This is a genomic window from Actinomycetospora sp. C-140 (genome assembly GCF_054796175.1).
Genome location: NZ_JBTWNF010000008.1, coordinates 38,740 through 53,980, shown reverse-complemented (window position 1 = coordinate 53,980; position 15,241 = coordinate 38,740). Strand labels below are relative to the sequence as shown.

Annotated in this window: 14 protein-coding genes; 8 read left to right on the top strand and 6 right to left on the bottom strand. The window is 73.2% G+C overall.

Annotated elements, in window-relative coordinates; genetic code table 11:
- Window positions 1-245: 245 nt before the first annotated feature.
- The 3 genes from ACR9E3_RS14865 to ACR9E3_RS14855 are packed head-to-tail and all read left to right on the top strand — an operon-like array spanning window position 246 to window position 3,951.
- Complete coding sequence (locus ACR9E3_RS14865) at window positions 246-1,082, top strand: hypothetical protein (protein ID WP_460381065.1); 837 nt, start codon at window positions 246-248, stop codon at window positions 1,080-1,082.
- Complete coding sequence (locus ACR9E3_RS14860) at window positions 1,082-3,088, top strand: fumarate reductase/succinate dehydrogenase flavoprotein subunit (protein WP_460381064.1); 2,007 nt, start codon at window positions 1,082-1,084, stop codon at window positions 3,086-3,088. The genes ACR9E3_RS14865 and ACR9E3_RS14860 overlap by 1 nt, the downstream gene beginning before the upstream one ends.
- 2 nt (window positions 3,089-3,090) lie before the next feature.
- Window positions 3,091-3,951 carry a succinate dehydrogenase/fumarate reductase iron-sulfur subunit gene (locus ACR9E3_RS14855; RefSeq protein WP_460381063.1) on the top strand — a complete coding sequence of 287 codons (861 nt, stop codon included), beginning with the start codon at window positions 3,091-3,093 and terminating at the stop codon, window positions 3,949-3,951.
- A gap of 76 nt (window positions 3,952-4,027) precedes the next feature.
- On the opposite strand, the gene ACR9E3_RS14850 is transcribed toward ACR9E3_RS14855, so the two are convergent.
- The 3 genes from ACR9E3_RS14850 to ACR9E3_RS14840 form a co-directional block, all read right to left on the bottom strand.
- Entirely contained in the window at window positions 4,028-4,474 is a 447-nt protein-coding gene (locus ACR9E3_RS14850) for a nuclear transport factor 2 family protein (RefSeq protein ID WP_460381062.1), read from the bottom strand.
- Between the two features lie 89 nt (window positions 4,475-4,563).
- Complete coding sequence (locus tag ACR9E3_RS14845) at window positions 4,564-4,992, bottom strand: hypothetical protein (protein WP_460381061.1); 429 nt, start codon at window positions 4,990-4,992, stop codon at window positions 4,564-4,566.
- A 105-nt stretch (window positions 4,993-5,097) separates the two neighbouring features.
- Entirely contained in the window at window positions 5,098-5,796 is a 699-nt protein-coding gene (locus ACR9E3_RS14840; RefSeq protein WP_460381060.1) for a GNAT family N-acetyltransferase, read from the bottom strand.
- Between ACR9E3_RS14840 and ACR9E3_RS14835 the strand changes: the two genes are divergently transcribed.
- Genes ACR9E3_RS14835 through ACR9E3_RS14825 form a run of 3 tightly spaced genes read left to right on the top strand, consistent with a single transcriptional unit; the run spans window position 5,702 to window position 9,139 of the window.
- Complete coding sequence (locus ACR9E3_RS14835; protein ID WP_460381059.1) at window positions 5,702-7,114, top strand: APC family permease; 1,413 nt, start codon at window positions 5,702-5,704, stop codon at window positions 7,112-7,114. The genes ACR9E3_RS14840 and ACR9E3_RS14835 overlap by 95 nt on opposite strands.
- A gap of 22 nt (window positions 7,115-7,136) precedes the next feature.
- Window positions 7,137-8,693, top strand: coding sequence for a tRNA (N6-isopentenyl adenosine(37)-C2)-methylthiotransferase MiaB (gene miaB, locus ACR9E3_RS14830; RefSeq protein ID WP_460381058.1), 1,557 nt, complete (start codon window positions 7,137-7,139; stop codon window positions 8,691-8,693).
- Window positions 8,690-9,139, top strand: coding sequence for an Rv2732c family membrane protein (locus ACR9E3_RS14825; protein ID WP_460381057.1), 450 nt, complete (start codon window positions 8,690-8,692; stop codon window positions 9,137-9,139). The genes miaB and ACR9E3_RS14825 overlap by 4 nt, the downstream gene beginning before the upstream one ends.
- A gap of 7 nt (window positions 9,140-9,146) precedes the next feature.
- On the opposite strand, the gene ACR9E3_RS14820 is transcribed toward ACR9E3_RS14825, so the two are convergent.
- A complete protein-coding gene (locus ACR9E3_RS14820; protein ID WP_460381056.1) occupies window positions 9,147-10,367 on the bottom strand; it encodes a DUF349 domain-containing protein in 1,221 nt (406 codons plus the stop codon).
- 478 nt (window positions 10,368-10,845) lie between these two features.
- On the opposite strand from ACR9E3_RS14820, the gene ACR9E3_RS14815 reads away from it, so the two are divergent.
- On the top strand, window positions 10,846-11,568 hold the full coding sequence (locus ACR9E3_RS14815; protein ID WP_460381055.1) for a class III extradiol ring-cleavage dioxygenase family protein: 723 nt from the start codon (window positions 10,846-10,848) through the stop codon (window positions 11,566-11,568).
- Window positions 11,565-12,500: a tRNA (adenosine(37)-N6)-dimethylallyltransferase MiaA gene (gene miaA / locus ACR9E3_RS14810; RefSeq protein WP_460381054.1), complete on the top strand. Its 936-nt coding sequence runs from the start codon at window positions 11,565-11,567 to the stop codon at window positions 12,498-12,500. Before ACR9E3_RS14815 ends, miaA begins: the two co-directional genes overlap by 4 nt.
- Before the next feature lie 69 nt (window positions 12,501-12,569).
- Here miaA and ACR9E3_RS14805 read toward each other — a convergent pair whose 3' ends face one another.
- Window positions 12,570-14,525: an MDR family MFS transporter gene (locus ACR9E3_RS14805; protein WP_460381053.1), complete on the bottom strand. Its 1,956-nt coding sequence runs from the start codon at window positions 14,523-14,525 to the stop codon at window positions 12,570-12,572.
- A gap of 59 nt (window positions 14,526-14,584) precedes the next feature.
- A complete protein-coding gene (locus ACR9E3_RS14800) occupies window positions 14,585-15,208 on the bottom strand; it encodes an acyl-CoA-like ligand-binding transcription factor (RefSeq protein ID WP_460381052.1) in 624 nt (207 codons plus the stop codon).
- Window positions 15,209-15,241: the final 33 nt, after the last annotated feature.

Sequence of the window (15,241 nt, the reverse complement as noted above, 5' to 3'; positions counted from 1 at the left end):
ACCCCGTCGTGACCGGCGCGATGATCGCTCTCGATCTCGGACGTGGCCATCGTCACGCCCGGCCACGGGGGTGGCCCGGGCGACATGACGGATTGACGCGTCGTAGTGTGCGGCGCACCACAGAGCGTGGCGTCCGCGGGTTCTCCGCTCCGTCGCCGGCCACGGCCGGGCGCATCGGGCGGTGCCGCCACCCGCCGACGCGTGCGCGTCACCGCAGACGAGACCACGCAGACAGGACCGGTGCCGTGACCACCACACACGACTCCGGGACGTACCGGCCGCCGGCGCCGGGACGCCCCGACATCCGACAGCGCACCCTGCGCACCGACCGCTGGTGGCTGCCGCCGCTGGCGAACGCGCTGGGCCTGGCCACGTTCGTCGTCTACGCGACGATCCGGTCGCTCTGGGGCGCCGCGTACTACGTCGACGAGTACCACTACCTCTCGCCGTTCTACTCGCCGTGCGTGAGCGCCTCGTGCGTCCCGGAGGCGAGCCACCTGGGCCAGTGGTTCGGCGAGATGCCGTGGTTCCTGCCCTACGCGCTGGTCTCGCTGCCGTTCCTGCTGCTCTTCCGGCTCACGTGCTACTACTACCGGAAGTCGTACTACCGGGCGTTCTGGTCGTCGCCGCCCGCGTGCGCCGTGGCCGAGCCGCACACGAAGTACACCGGCGAGACGCGCTTCCCGCTGATCCTGCAGAACGCGCACCGGTACTTCTTCTACGTCGCGTTCGTGATCTCGCTGCTCAACACCTACGACATGGTGCTGGCGTTCCAGAGCACCGACCCCGCCACCGGCCAGACGTCGTTCGGGCTGGGGCTCGGCACGCTGATTTTGCTGATCAACGTGGTCGGTCTGTGGCTGTACACGCTGTCGTGCCACTCGTGCCGCCACATCACCGGCGGGCGGCTCAAGCACTTCTCGAAGCACCCGGTGCGCTACAAGATCTGGACGGGCGTCTCCAAGCTGAACACCCGCCACATGCTGTTCGCGTGGCTGACGATCGGGACGCTGATCCTGACCGACTTCTACATCATGCTCGTCTCGAGCGGCACCATCTCCGACCTGCGGATCGTGAACTGATGACGGACCCCGGCACCACCACCGCCTTCGAGGCGGCCGACGCGAGCACCACCGGCGACACCCCGGTCACCCACCACACGTACGACGTCCTCGTGATCGGGGCGGGCGGCGCGGGTCTGCGTGCCGCGATCGAGGCGCGCCTGCGCGGCAAGCGGGTCGCGATCATCTGCAAGTCGCTGTTCGGTAAGGCCCACACGGTCATGGCCGAGGGCGGGATCGCCGCCTCCATGGGCAACGCGAACCCGCGCGACAACTGGGAGGTCCACTTCCGCGACACCATGCGCGGGGGGAAGTTCCTCAACAACTGGCGCATGGCCGAGCTGCACGCCAAGGAGGCGCCGCAGCGGGTCTGGGAGCTCGAGACCTACGGCGCGCTGTTCGACCGCACGCCCGAGGGCAAGATCAGCCAGCGGAACTTCGGCGGGCACAACTTCCCGCGTCTCGCCCACGTCGGTGACCGCACCGGGCTCGAGCTGATCCGCACCCTGCAGCAGAAGATCGTCTCGCTGCAGCAGGAGGACTTCGCGCGCACCGGCGACTACGAGTCCGACCTCGCGGTCTTCCACGAGTACACGATCACGGAGCTGCTCAAGGACGGGGAGCGGGTCGCCGGGGCCTTCGGCTACCGCCGTCCGACGGGTGAGCTGGTCTGCTTCCACTCGGCGGCCGTGGTGCTCGCGACCGGCGGCGTCGGCAAGTCGTTCAAGGTCACCAGCAACTCGTGGGAGTACACCGGCGACGGCCACGCGCTCGCGATGCGCGCCGGCGCGAAGCTGCTGAACATGGAGTTCGTCCAGTTCCATCCCACCGGGATGGTCTGGCCGCCCAGCGTCAAGGGCATCCTCGTCACCGAGTCGGTGCGGGGCGACGGCGGCGTCCTCAAGAACTCCGAGGGCAAGCGGTTCATGTTCGACTACATCCCCGAGGTGTTCCGCGAGCAGTACGCGACCAGCGAGGCCGAGGGCGACCGCTGGTACACCGACGCCGACAACAACCGGCGCCCGCCGGAGCTGCTGCCGCGCGACGAAGTCGCGCGCGCGATCAACAACGAGGTCAAGGAGGGCCGCGGCTCCCCGGCCGGCGGTGTCTACCTCGACGTCTCGAGCCGCATGCCCGCCGCGGAGATCACGCGCCGGCTGCCGTCGATGTACCACCAGTTCAAGGAGCTGGCCGATGTCGACATCACCGCCGGGCCGATGGAGGTCGGACCGACCTGCCACTACGTCATGGGCGGCGTCGAGGTCGACCCGGACACCGCGGCCTCCGCGGTGCCGGGGCTCTTCGCGGCCGGCGAGGTCGCGGGCGGCATGCACGGCAGCAACCGCCTCGGCGGCAACTCGCTGTCGGACCTGCTGGTCTTCGGCTGCCGCGCCGGCGCGGGTGCCGCGGCCTACCTCGACGGACTCGGGAACGTGCCGGCGGTCTCCGACGCGTCGGTGACCGCGGCGCGGGAGGACGTCGAGCGCCCGATCGAGAGCTCGGGCGGCGAGAACGCCTACACCGTGCACCAGGAACTGCAGCAGACGATGAACGACCTCGTCGGCATCATCCGCAAGGCCGACGAGATGGAGCTGGCCCTCAAGAAGCTGCACGAGCTCAAGGACCGCATCCCGCGCGTCGCGGTCGACGGGCGCCGCGCCTACAACCCGGGCTGGCACCTCGCGCTCGACCTGCGCAACATGCTCATGGTCAGCGAGTGCATCGCGATGGCCGCGCTCGAGCGGCAGGAGAGCCGCGGCGGCCACACCCGCGACGACTACCCGACGATGGACGAGACCTGGCGGCGCGAGCTGCTGGTCTGCTCGCTGCGCGACGGCGAGGTGCATCTCGAGCACCAGGGCCAGCCCGACATGCGCACCGACCTGTTCGACCTCTTCGAGCTCGACGAGCTGAAGAAGTACTACACCGGCGACGAGCTCGGCGGGCACCGCAGCGACGCTCCGGTCCGCAAGGACGAGGTCAACGCCGACGACCCCGGTAGCGAGCACACCGGAGGGGGAGCCTAGGCATGGGATACGCAGCGAGCTTCAAGGTCTGGCGCGGCGACGCCGAGGGTGGCGACTTCGTCGACTACACGGTCGACGTCGAGGAGGGCGAGGTCGTCCTCGACATCATGCACCGCCTCCAGGCCACCCAGGCCGGGGACATGGCGGTGCGGTGGAACTGCAAGGCCGGCAAGTGCGGGTCGTGCAGCGCCGAGGTCAACGGGCGCCCGCGCCTCATGTGCATGACGCGCATGTCGACGTTCACCGAGGACGAGACGATCTCGGTGGCGCCCATCCGGACGTTCCCGGTGATCCGCGACCTCGTCACCGACGTGGACTTCAACTACCAGAAGGCCCGCGAGGTCCCGGCCTTCGCGCCGCCGGAGGGGGTCGCCCCCGGCGAGTACCGGATGGCGCAGGCGGACGTCGAGCGCTCGCAGGAGTTCCGCAAGTGCATCGAGTGCTTCCTGTGCCAGAACGTCTGCCACGTGGTGCGCGACCACGAGGAGAACAAGGAGCCGTTCTCCGGCCCGCGCTACCTGATGCGCTTCGCCGAGCTGGACATGCACCCGCTCGACGTGCGCAACCGCAAGGAGGACGCGCAGGAGGACGCCGGCCTCGGCTTCTGCAACATCACAAAGTGCTGCACCGAGGTGTGCCCCGAGCACATCAAGATCACCGACAACGCGCTCATCCCCATGAAGGAGCGCGTGGTCGACCGCAAGTACGACCCGCTGGTGTGGCTGGGCAAGAAGATCTTCAAGCGTGAGGACCTGGAGCAGGAGCAGCGCGGCGCCACCGGGGCCCGCTCGCTCGAGAACCCGGGACCGGACAACGGCTCGTCGCTCGACGCCGACCGGATCGGCCCGGTCGGCACCACCTGAGGTCGACCCCCCGCGACGGACCCGTGTCCGGAGGGACACGGGTCCGTCGTGTGTCCGTCGTGGATCGGGAGGGGAGTCAGCCGGCGGCGTGCAGCGCCGCGGGCCCGCCGACCGCGGCCCAGAAGCGCTCGTTGGCCTCCCGGTCGCGGTCGTAGGTCTCCAGGCGCGCCCACTGCCCGTCCCGCATCGTGATCACGTACACGGCGTGGTTGTCGAACACCGCGTCGCCGCGCCGTCCGGTCTCGTGGACGAGCATGACCACGCGCTCGGCGTCGCCGTAGATCCCGAGCGGCTCCTGGGCGAAGGTGCCCTCGAAGAATGTCAGCCACCGCCCGTAGAAGCCGAAGAACGCGTCCTTGCCGACGATCTCGGCCTGGTCGGCGGCGCCGTTGTCGTGGTTCACCATGACGAAGTCGTCGGGGAGCATCGCGTCGAACGGCCCGACGTCGCCCTGCTGGGCGGCGAGGAACGCGTCGCGGGTGTGTGTGACGTTCGGGTGCTCGGCGAGGCCGGTGCTGGTCATGGTCGTCCCCCAGGGAAGGCGAGCGGTACGCGCCGGACGCTAGGGACCCCGGGGCGCAGGATCGTCTGCCGGACGGCAGATGCCGCGGATCAGAAGTCGACCCGCAGGCCGATCCGCGCGTCGCCCATCGACTTCGCGACGAACACCGTGTGCGCCCCCGCCCCGACGGTGCAGGTGACCACGCGCGGTGGCTCCGAGGGCCGGATCGTGCCCCGGCACGTGTCCACGTCGACGATCCAGACGTGGTCGTCGTCGCGCTCGATGCCGCGGAGCGCGATCACGTCGATCGTGATCCGCGCCGTGGTCGTCCCCGCGACCGTGAAGTCGGCGGTACAGGGCGCGGCGTTGCCGAAGGCGTCGTAGTACTCCGCGGACACCGGGTGGTCCTCCCCGCAGCTGCGGCCGAGGACGGTGTCGGCGTGCGCGACGCCGGCGGTGCCCGTCGCCGTGCCGAGCCCGACGGCCAGCACGACGGCCAGCACCCGCAGCGCCGCCGACCGGCGTCCCCCTCGGCCCATCTCCCGACCTCCGATCGCGCGGTCCGCCCACCACGCGGGACGGTACGGAGCACGAGGCGGGCGCCGTGGCCGTTCCGGGAAAGTCGTCGCGCCGGACCGCGGTCGCTACAGCGTGCGGCGCATCGCGAGCCGCGGCTGACGGTCGAGGCCCCGGGCGGTCTCGGCGGCCCGGATCGCCCGCAGGCCCGGCCCCAGTTCGTCGTCGGCGAGCGGCCGGAACCCGAGGCGCTCGTAGTACGGCCCGTTCCACGGCACGTCGCGATACGTCGTGAGCGTCACCGCGCCGAACCCGGCCGCGCGGGCGCGGTCGACCAGGTGCTCGACGAGCCGCGCACCGAGCCCGCGCCGCGCGCCGTCGGGGTGCACCGAGACCTGCTCGAGGTGGGCCTCGCCGTCGACGACGTCGTCCATGAGGTAGGCGAGCGGACGTCCGTCGGCCTCGAGGACCCACAGCCCGCCCCGGTCCAGCGCGCCGTGCAGGACGACCGCCGAGGGCGGGGCCTCGTCGGCGACCGCGCCGAGGCCCACGTCGCGGAACAGCGCGCCCGCGGCCACCTCGATCGCGCGCAGGACCTCGAGCTCGTCGGTCCGCGCCGGCCGGATCGTGCCGTCCACCCGCCGGAGCGTACGGCCGGTGCGGCGATCGGCCGAAACGGATACTTCATCCGAAAGCGGAACACCACGGCCCGAATACGGCAGGATGCCGGGCGTGACCACGGACGACACCACGGCGACCCGGGACGAGGGCTCGAGCGACCAGGGCCTCGTGCGCGCGATCGGGCCCAAGCTGCTCGTGTTCTTCATCATCGGGGACATCCTCGGCACGACGATCTACGCGCTGACCGGGACGGTGTCCGAGCGGGTCGGCGGCGCGCTGTGGCTGCCGTTCCTGCTGGCGTTCGTGGTCGCGTTCATGACCGCGTTCAGCTACCTCGAGCTGGTCGGCAAGTACCCGCGGGCCGCCGGCGCCGCGCTGTACACGCAGAAGGCGTTCGGCCGCCCGTTCCTGACGTTCCTCGTCGCCTTCACGGTCATGTGCTCCGGGATCACCTCGGCGGCCTCGGCGGCGCAGGCCTTCGGCGGGCGCAACCTCGAGGCGATCGTCGGCGAGCTGCCGGGATGGGTGACGCCGCTCGTGGTCGTGGCGTTCCTGGTGATGCTCGCGGTGATCAATTTCCGCGGCGTGGGCGAATCGGTGCGGGTCAACGTCGTGCTGACCTGCATCGAGATCCTCGGCCTGCTCATCGTGATCGTCCTCGGCGCCTGGGCCGTGATCAACGGGATGGGCGACGCCTCGCGGCTCACGGAGTTCGCCACCTCGGCCCCGGAGAGCTCGATCTTCTCCGAGCCCGCGGTGCTGCTCGCGATCTCCTCGGCGACCGCGCTGGCGTTCTTCGCGATGGTCGGGTTCGAGGACTCGGTGAACATGGCCGAGGAGACGGTCGACCCGCCGCGGACGTTCCCGCGGGCGATGCTCCTGGCGATGGGCATCACGGCGACGATCTACCTGGTCGTCGCCCTGCTCGCGTCGACGCTCGTGCCCACCGAGCAGCTGGCCGAGGCCGAGAGCGGGGCACTGCTGCGGGTGGTGCAGACCGCCTCGCCGTCGTTCCCGGCGATCGTCTTCGCGGCGATCACGTTGTTCGCCGTCACCAACACCGCCCTGATCAACATGATGATGGCGAGCCGGCTGCTCTACGGCATGGCGCGCGAGCGGATCATCCCGAACATCTTCGGGCGCGTGCACCCGCGCCGCCGTACCCCGTGGTTCGCGATCGTCGTCACCAGCGCGCTGGCCGTCGTCCTCGTGCTGCTGCTCGAGATCTCCGAGCTCGGCAGCATGACGTCGCTGCTCCTGCTGGCCGTGTTCACGCTGGTCAACATCGCCGTGCTGGTGCTGCGCCGCGACGAGGTCGGTCACCGGCACTTCCGCGCGCCGACGGCGATCCCCGTGGTGGCCGCCGTGCTGTGCGCGTTCCTCGCGAGCCCGTTCTCCGGGCGCCCGCCCAAGGAGTACCTGTTCGCCGGGATCCTCATCCTGCTCGGTGTCGTCCTGTGGGGCGCCAACCGCGCGACGGTGGGCAAGGTCGACGACTTCGACGCGGAGAAGCTGGGCAAGTAGCGGGCGCCTACCCTGGGACCCGATGAGCGCAGGAGACGCAGCGCAGCGGAGCTCGACCATCGATGGGGCCCGCGCGACCTTCCACATCCGCACCCACGGGTGCCAGATGAACGTGCACGACTCCGAGCGCCTCGCCGGGGTGCTCGAGGAGGCCGGCTACGAGCACACGCCGGACGCCGACGGCGCCGACCTCGTCGTGTTCAACACGTGTGCGGTGCGCGAGAACGCCGACAACAAGCTCTACGGCCAGCTCGGCCGCCTCGCCCCCGAGAAGGCCCGTCGGCCCGGCATGCAGATCGCGGTCGGCGGGTGCCTCGCGCAGAAGGACCGCGACACCGTGGTGGCGAAGGCGCCGTGGGTCGACGTCGTGTTCGGCACCCACAACACCGGGTCGCTGCCGGCCCTGCTCGAGCGCGCCCGCCACAACGGAGAGGCCCAGGTGGAGATCCTCGAGGCCCTCGAGACGTTCCCGTCGCACCTGCCCGCGCGGCGCGACTCCGCCTACGCGGGCTGGGTGTCGATCTCGGTCGGCTGCAACAACACCTGCACCTTCTGCATCGTCCCTTCGCTGCGCGGCAAGGAGGTCGACCGGCGGCCGGGGGAGATCCTGGGCGAGGTCGAGGCGCTGGTCGCCGAGGGCGTGCTCGAGGTGACGCTGTTGGGGCAGAACGTCAACGCCTACGGCGTGTCGTTCGACGACCGCGCGAGCGGGCGCACCGCGTTCGCCGACCTCCTGCGCTCCTGCGGCCGGGTCGACGGGCTCGAGCGGGTGCGGTTCACCAGCCCGCACCCGCGCGACTTCACCCACGACGTCATCACCGCGATGGCCGAGACCCCGAACGTCTGCCCGCAGCTGCACATGCCGCTGCAGTCCGGCTCCGACCGCGTGCTCAAGGCGATGCGCCGCTCGTATCGGGCGAAGCGCTACCTCGACATCGTCGACGACGTGCGTGCGGCGATGCCGGACGCGGCGCTGACCACCGACATCATCGTCGGCTTCCCCGGCGAGACCGAGGAGGACTTCGCCGCGACGCTGCGCGTGGTCGAGGCCTCGCGGTTCAGCCAGGCCTTCACCTTCCAGTACTCGCCGCGCCCGGGCACGCCGGCCGCGTCGCTGCCCGACCAGGTCCCGAAGGCCGTCGTGCAGGAGCGTTACGACCGCCTCGTCGCGCTCCAGGAGGAGATCTCCCTCGAGCTGAACCGGGAGCAGGTCGGGCGCGAGCTCGAGCTGATCGTCTCCACCGGCGAGGGCCGCAAGGACACCGCGACCCGGCGGATGAGCGGGCGCGCCCGCGACGGGCGGCTGGTGCACTTCACGCCGACGGGGACCGCGGAGGAGATCCGGCCCGGCGACGTCGTCACCGTCCGCGCCACCTACGGCGCGCCGCACCACGTCGTCGCCGACGGCGACCTCCTCACCCACCGCCGCACCCGCGCCGGCGACGCCCACGAGGCGGGACAGCGGCCCAGCACGCCGCGCACCACCGGCCTGGGCCTGCCGACGCTCGGCCCGCCCGCCCCGGCGCCGGAGCCCGTCGCGGCCGGGTGCTCGGCGGCCCTGCAGGAGGTCCCGTCATGAGCGAGAACGGCACCGACACCGACGCCCGCGCGCCGGAGCCCTCGGCCGCAGGCGCCCGCGTCGACTTCGGTCCCGGCGCTCTCGTCGCGGCCGTCGCCGTGCTCGTGCTGCTCCTGGCCGCGGTCCTGCCGTGGACGGGTCTCGGAGCGTCGGGCTGGGAGGTCGTCCTCGGTCGCCCCGGCGTCACCGGCCTGCCGCGGCTGTTCGGCACGCTCGCCGTGGTGTTCGGGGTCGTCGGCACCGCGGTGACGCTGTCGACGCGGCGCTGGCCCGCGGTGTTCGTCACCGCGGCCGGCTGCACGATCACGTCGGTCACGGGGCTCTGGGCGATCTGGTCGCAGAACACCAGCGCGGGCGACGGGCCCGGCGTGGGGCTGTGGCTCGCGCTGCTGGCGATGATCGTGCTCGCGGGACGCTGGGCGTCCTACGCGCTCTCGCGGCGGTAGCGCGCCCTCAGCGGGTGGCCTGTTCGGCGGCGGCGAGCCACTCGCGCCACTGGGCGGCCTGGCGCTCGGCTTCCTTCGCGCGGCGGTGGTCGCCCGCGGCGTGGGCCTTCGCCGCCTGCGCCTCGTACTGCTCGACCCGGCTGCGGAACTGGCCGACACGCGCCTCGGTCTCCGGGTCGGCGGTCTGCCAGCGGCGGTCGACCGCGGCCCGGACGCGGTCCTCGACCTCCTTGAGACGGGTCGAGAACTCCCGGACCCGCTCGCGCGGCACCTTGCCGATCTCGTCCCAGCGCTCCTGCACGTCGCGCAGGGCGGCGCGTGCGGCGTCGACGTCGGCGAGGTCGATGCGCCCGGCCTCGACGAGCAGCTCCTCCTTGGCGCGCGCGTTCGCGACGAACTCCGCGTCCCGTGCCGAGAACGCCTCCGAGCGGCGGGAGAAGAACGTGTCCTGGGCGCCGCGGAACCGTGCCCACAGCGCGTCGTCGGCGTCCTTGCTCGTGCGGCCGGCGGCCTTCCACTCGACCATCAGTTCCTTGTAGCGCCCGGCGGTGGGTCCCCAGTCGTCGGAGTCGACGAGCGACTCGGCCTCGACGACCAGCTCCTCCTTGCGCGCCTTCGCCGCGGTGCGGGCCCGGTCGAGCTCGGCGAAGTGCGCGCCCCGGCGGCGGGCGAACGTCTCGCGGGCCCGGGAGAAGCGCTTCCACAGGGCGTCGTCGGTCTTGCGGTCGATCCCCTTGACCGCCTTCCACTCCTCGATCATCGACGAGAAGCGGTCGCCTGCGTGCTTCCAGCGCGTGGTCTCCTCGGCCAGCGACTCGGCCTCGGCGATGAGGGCCTCCTTGCGCGCGACCGCGTCCTCGCGCGCGCCGGCGCGGGCCGCACGCTCGGTCTCCTCGGCCTGCTCGGCCGCCGTGACGACGGCGTCGAGGCGCCCGCCGAGGCCGACGACGTCGCCGACCACCGCGGCCTCGGCGAGGCGCTCGCGCAGGGCGGTCGCGCTGCGCAGGGTCGAGCGGGCGTCGCCGCGACCCGAGGTCAGGCGCCGGACGAGCAGGTCGACCTCGGTGCGGAGATCGTCGAAGCGCACGGCGAAGTGGGCCAGACCCTCCTGGGCGTCACCGGCCTGCCAGGAGCCGACGGAACGTTCGCCGTCGGCCGTGCGGACCCACACCGTGCCGTCGTCGTCGACGCGGCCCCAGCGCCCGGGATCGGTGGCCGCGGACGTCACGGTCGGGAACGTCGGTGGGGTCGTGTCGGACGCGCCGGCCCGGCCGGTGTCCCCGTCGCCCGCGACGTCGGGAGCGGGGCCCGGGGTCGTCGGGGGTGACGGGGTCGTCGGAGGCGCCGGGCTCGTCGGGGCTGTGGGGGCCGTGGGGGCCGTGGGGGCCGTGGGGGCCGTGGGGGCCGTGGGGGCCGTGGGGGCCGTGGGGGCCGTGGGGGCGGCCTGAGCAGCCGGGACCGCGGGCGCCGATGCCTCTCCGTCCGGCGTCGACGTGTCGTCGGGCTGATCGGCCACGGCACCGTCGGCGGCCCCCGCAGCCTGCTCGTCGGTCATCGGCCCCGACACCTCCCGCTCCTACGGTCCGGGCATTCAAGCAGGTCGGCCGACCGCACAGGAACTCCCTTCCCCCCGTGCGGCGGTGGGGAGCCGTGGCGGAGCGCTCGCCCGCATGCCGGTGCGCGCGGCCCCGGATAGCCTCGGTCCAGTGATCCTCACGGCGGCGGTGGTGCCCCATCCGCCCCTGCTCGTGGCCGAGCTCGCGGGCACGGCGGCGGCCGAGACGGCGGCGCTGCGCGCGGCGTGCTGCGACCTCGCCATCCGTCTCGCGGGTGTCGGCGACCGGTGGCTCGCGGTGGGCGCCGCGCCGGAGGCGTCGACCCACACCCCGGACACCCGGGGCACGTTCGTCGGGTACGGCGCCGACGTGCGCGTCGCGCTCGGGCCCGGGGCCGCGACGCTCGACCCGGAGCTCCCGCTGCCCGTGCTGATGGCCGGCTGGCTGCGGGCCCAGGCCGGGACTGCCGGCGCGCGGGTGCGGATCGAGGCCCACGTCCTCGCCGGCACGACCGACCCCGACGACGCCCGGAAGGCGGGGGAGGAGCTCGCGCAGTCCGACGGCGCCGACGTCCTGCTCGTGCTGGGCGACGGCGCGGCGACGCACACCGCCCGGGCGCCGGGGGCGTTCGACGAGCGTGCCGAGGGCTACGACCGCGTCGTCGCCGACGCCCTCGCGACCGGGGACGCCGCCGCGCTCGCGGGCCTGGATCCGGGCCTGTCCGACGAGCTGCTCGCGGCGGGGCGTGTGCCGTGGCAGGTGCTGGCCGGGGCGGTGCCCCACCCGGCGGCGGCCCGCCTGGAGCACTCCTCGGCGCCGTACGGGGTCGCCTACCACGTGGCGGTGTGGGAGCTGGGATCCTCCGGGACGTGACCACAGCCGCTCGCCCGATCGCCCTGCTCGGGCCGACGGCGACCGGCAAGTCCGACCTTGCGCTCGACGTCGCGGCGGAGCTCGGCCGGCTCGGCGTCGGGGCGGAGGTCGTCAACGCCGACGCCATGCAGCTCTACCGCGGGATGGACGTCGGGACCGCCAAGCTCCCGCCCGACGCCCGCCGCGGGGTGGCGCACCACCTGCTCGACGTCCTCGACGTCACCGACACCGCCACCGTCGCGGCCTACCAGCGGGACGCCCGCGCCGCGGTCGCGGCGGTCCGGGAGCGGGGACGCGTCCCGCTGGTGGTCGGCGGGTCGGGGCTCTACGTCCAGGCCCTGCTCGACGACCTCGACTTCCCCGGCACCGACCCGACCCTGCGCGCCCGCCTCGACGGCGAGCTGGCCGAGGTCGGGCCGGCGGCCATGCACGCCCGTCTCGCCACCCGCGACCCCGACGCCGCCCGCGGCATCCTCGCGAGCAACGGGCGGCGCATCGTCCGGGCCCTCGAGGTCGTCGAGCTCACCGGCCGGCCCTTCGCGGCGAGCCTGCCCCGCCCCGGCCGGCCGCGGGACGACGCGGTGCTGATCGGGCTCGACCGCGACACCGCGGTGCTCGACGAGCGGATCGCGCGGCGCGTCGACGGCATGCTCGCCGCCGGGCTGGTGGACGAGGTGCGCGCCCTCGCGGCCCGTGGTCTCCGCGACGGCGCCACGGCGTCCCGCGCCGTGGGCTACCGCGAGGTCCTCGAGCACCTCGACGGCGCGATCGACCTCGACGAGGCGCGCCGGCGCACGGTCGTCGCCACCCGGCGGCTGGTGCGCCGCCAGCGCTCGTGGTTCCGCCGCGACGCGCGCGTGTGCTGGCTCGACGCCGGCGCCGACGACCTCGTGGCGACGGTGCTGGCGGCGTGGCGGGCACCCGTGGGCTGAGCGAAGGGCACCTTCGGTCGGTCCGGCCGACCGGAGGTGCCCCTCGCTCAGAGACGACGCCGGCCCGAGCTACCGCTCCGCGCCCATCGTCACCGTCGGCGCGTCGAGGGCGTGCCGTCCGGTGGCGGGCCGATCGTCCGGGGCGGGGGTGAGCACGACGTCGCGGTGCTGGGGCCCGGTGGCCCCGCCCAGCGCCTCGACGTGCGGCGTGCCGCGCCACTGGACGACGAGCAGGTGCGGGCTCCCGGTCGCGGAGGCGTACACCGCGTAGCTCCCGTCCCGGCCGGCGACCGCGCGGCCGAGCTGGCGGCCGTCCGCGTCCACCATCGTCAGCACGGCCTTCGCCGCCGGCTCGCCGGCGTGGCGGACCGTCCCGGACAGGATCGGGCGCGCCGCGGGCACCGGCGCGGTGACCAGACCGGTCTCGGGGTCGTGCACGGCCGCCTCCGCCGCGGGCTCGGCGGCGGTCGTGCCCGTCTCCTCGACGTCGATCGTGCGGCGCAGGGGCACCTCGCGCAGGAAGACGATCGCGACCAGCGCGATCAGCGCCAGGGGCGCCGCGGCCAGGAACAGCCAGGCGATGGAGTCGCCGTACGCGTTCTCGATCACCGAGCGCACCGGGGCGGGCAGCGTGGCCAGGTTCGGGATCTGGCCCGACGAGCCCGTCGCCGCGGCCGGGACGCCCAGGGCGGCGAGGCCGTCGCTGATCCGCGTGGTGACCTGCGAGCTCAGCAGCGCACCGAGGGCGGCGACGCCGGCGGCGCCACCGAGCGAGCGGAAGAACGCGACGGTGGAGCTGGCCGCGCCCATCTCCTTCATCGCGACCTGGTTCTGCACGGCGAGCACGAGGTTCTGCTGGGTCGCGCCGACGCCGATGCCGACCATCGCCATGAACACCCCGAGCAGCCCGTAGGGCACGGTCGCGCTGACGAAGAGTCCCTCGCCCAACAGACCGGCGGTGAGCAGGACCCCGCCGCCGACCAGATAGGGCTTCCAGCGGCCGTACCGGGTGATCAGCTGACCCACGATCGTCGAGGACAGGAACAGCCCGGCGATCATCGGCAGCGTCAGCAGGCCGGCCTCGGTGGCCGTGGCCCCGCGGGCGAGCTGGAAGAACTGGGAGAGGTACACCGTCGAGCCGAACATCGCGACGCCGACGAACAGCCCGGCGACGGTGGCCAGCGCGACGGTCGGGTTGCGGAACAGGTGCAGCGGCACGATCGGCTCGCGCACCGTCGACTCGACGACCACGGCGAGGACGAGGGCGAGGACGCCGCCGCCGACCCAGGCCACCGACGCCCACGAGCCCCAGGCGAACTGGTGGCCGGCCAGGGAGGTCCAGATGAGCAGGGCCGAGACGCCCGCGGCGATGAGGACCGCGCCGAGGTAGTCGATGTGCACCTCGCGCTTGACGGTGGGCACCGTCAGCGTGCGCTGCAGGACGACGAGCGCCACGACGGCGATCGGCACGGTGACGTAGAAGCACCAGCGCCAGCCGATGGTGTCGACGATGACGCCGCCGATCAGCGGGCCGCCGACCGTCGCGACGGCCATGATCGCGCCGAGGTAGCCGGAGTACCGGCCGCGCTCGCGTGGCGGGATGATCGCCGCGATCACGACCTGGGCCAGCGCCATGAGCCCGCCCATGCCGAGGCCCTGGATGATGCGGAAGCCGATGAGCTCGGCGGTGCCCGTGGTCAGGCCGCAGAGCATCGAGCCGACGATGAACAGCGTGATCGCGATCTGGACGAGCAGCTTCTTCGAGAAGAGGTCGGCGAGCTTGCCCCAGATCGGCGTCGAGGCCGTCATCGCCAGCAGCGAGGCGGTGACGACCCACGTGTACTGCGCCTGGGTCCCGCCGAGGTCGGCGAGGATCCGCGGCAGCGCGTTCGACACGATCGTCGACGAGAGGATCGCGACGAACAGGGCCATGAGCAGGCCCGACAGCGCCACGAGCACGTGGCGGGTGGCCGGCGCGGCGTCGGGAGCGGACGTCGCGGGTGCGGACGTCGCGGGTGCGGACATGAGCGTGTTCTCCGGGAGGGGAGCGGCGTGGGTGGTGGGCGGTGCGCAGGGGGCGGCCGTCAGGGCGCTCGTGAGGACGCGTGGCCCGGGACCGGCGGGTTCTCCAGACCGTGGGCCAGCAGGTCGAGCGCCTCGTCGAGGCAGGCGGTGAGGTCGGCGCGCCCGTCCGCAGCGAGCCAGCGGGTGGTCGCGGCCCGCGTCGCGGACATGACGGCCGCGGCGGTGACGGCGGGGTAGAGGTCGTGCGCGTCGAGCCCGGTGCGCTCCGCGATGACCTCCGCGAGGTGCGACTCGATGGTCGCGTAGGCCGCGAGCTGGTGGGGCACGAGCGTCGGGTTGGCGCGCACGAGGCGGACCTGGCCGATCCACTCGCGCTGCCGGTCGCCGGCGCCGGCGACCATCTCGCGCACGACGGCCCGGACCGACGACAGGACGGGCTCGTCCGCCGGCCGGGCCGCGAGGCGCTCACCCATGAGGCGGGCGCGCTCGACGTCCGCGGCGACGATCGCCTCCTCCTTGGAGGAGAAGTAGTTGAAGAACGTGCGGGGCGAGACGTCGGCGGCCTCGGCGATCTGCTCGACGGTCACCTCCGCCAGGCCGTGCCCGACCGCCAGCTCGAGGGCGGCCGCGCCGAGCGCGTGCCGCGTCCGCAGCTTCTTGCGCTCGCGCAGTCCCGTGGTCATGTCCCGGACACTACGCCGATCTTGCAGTCCGTG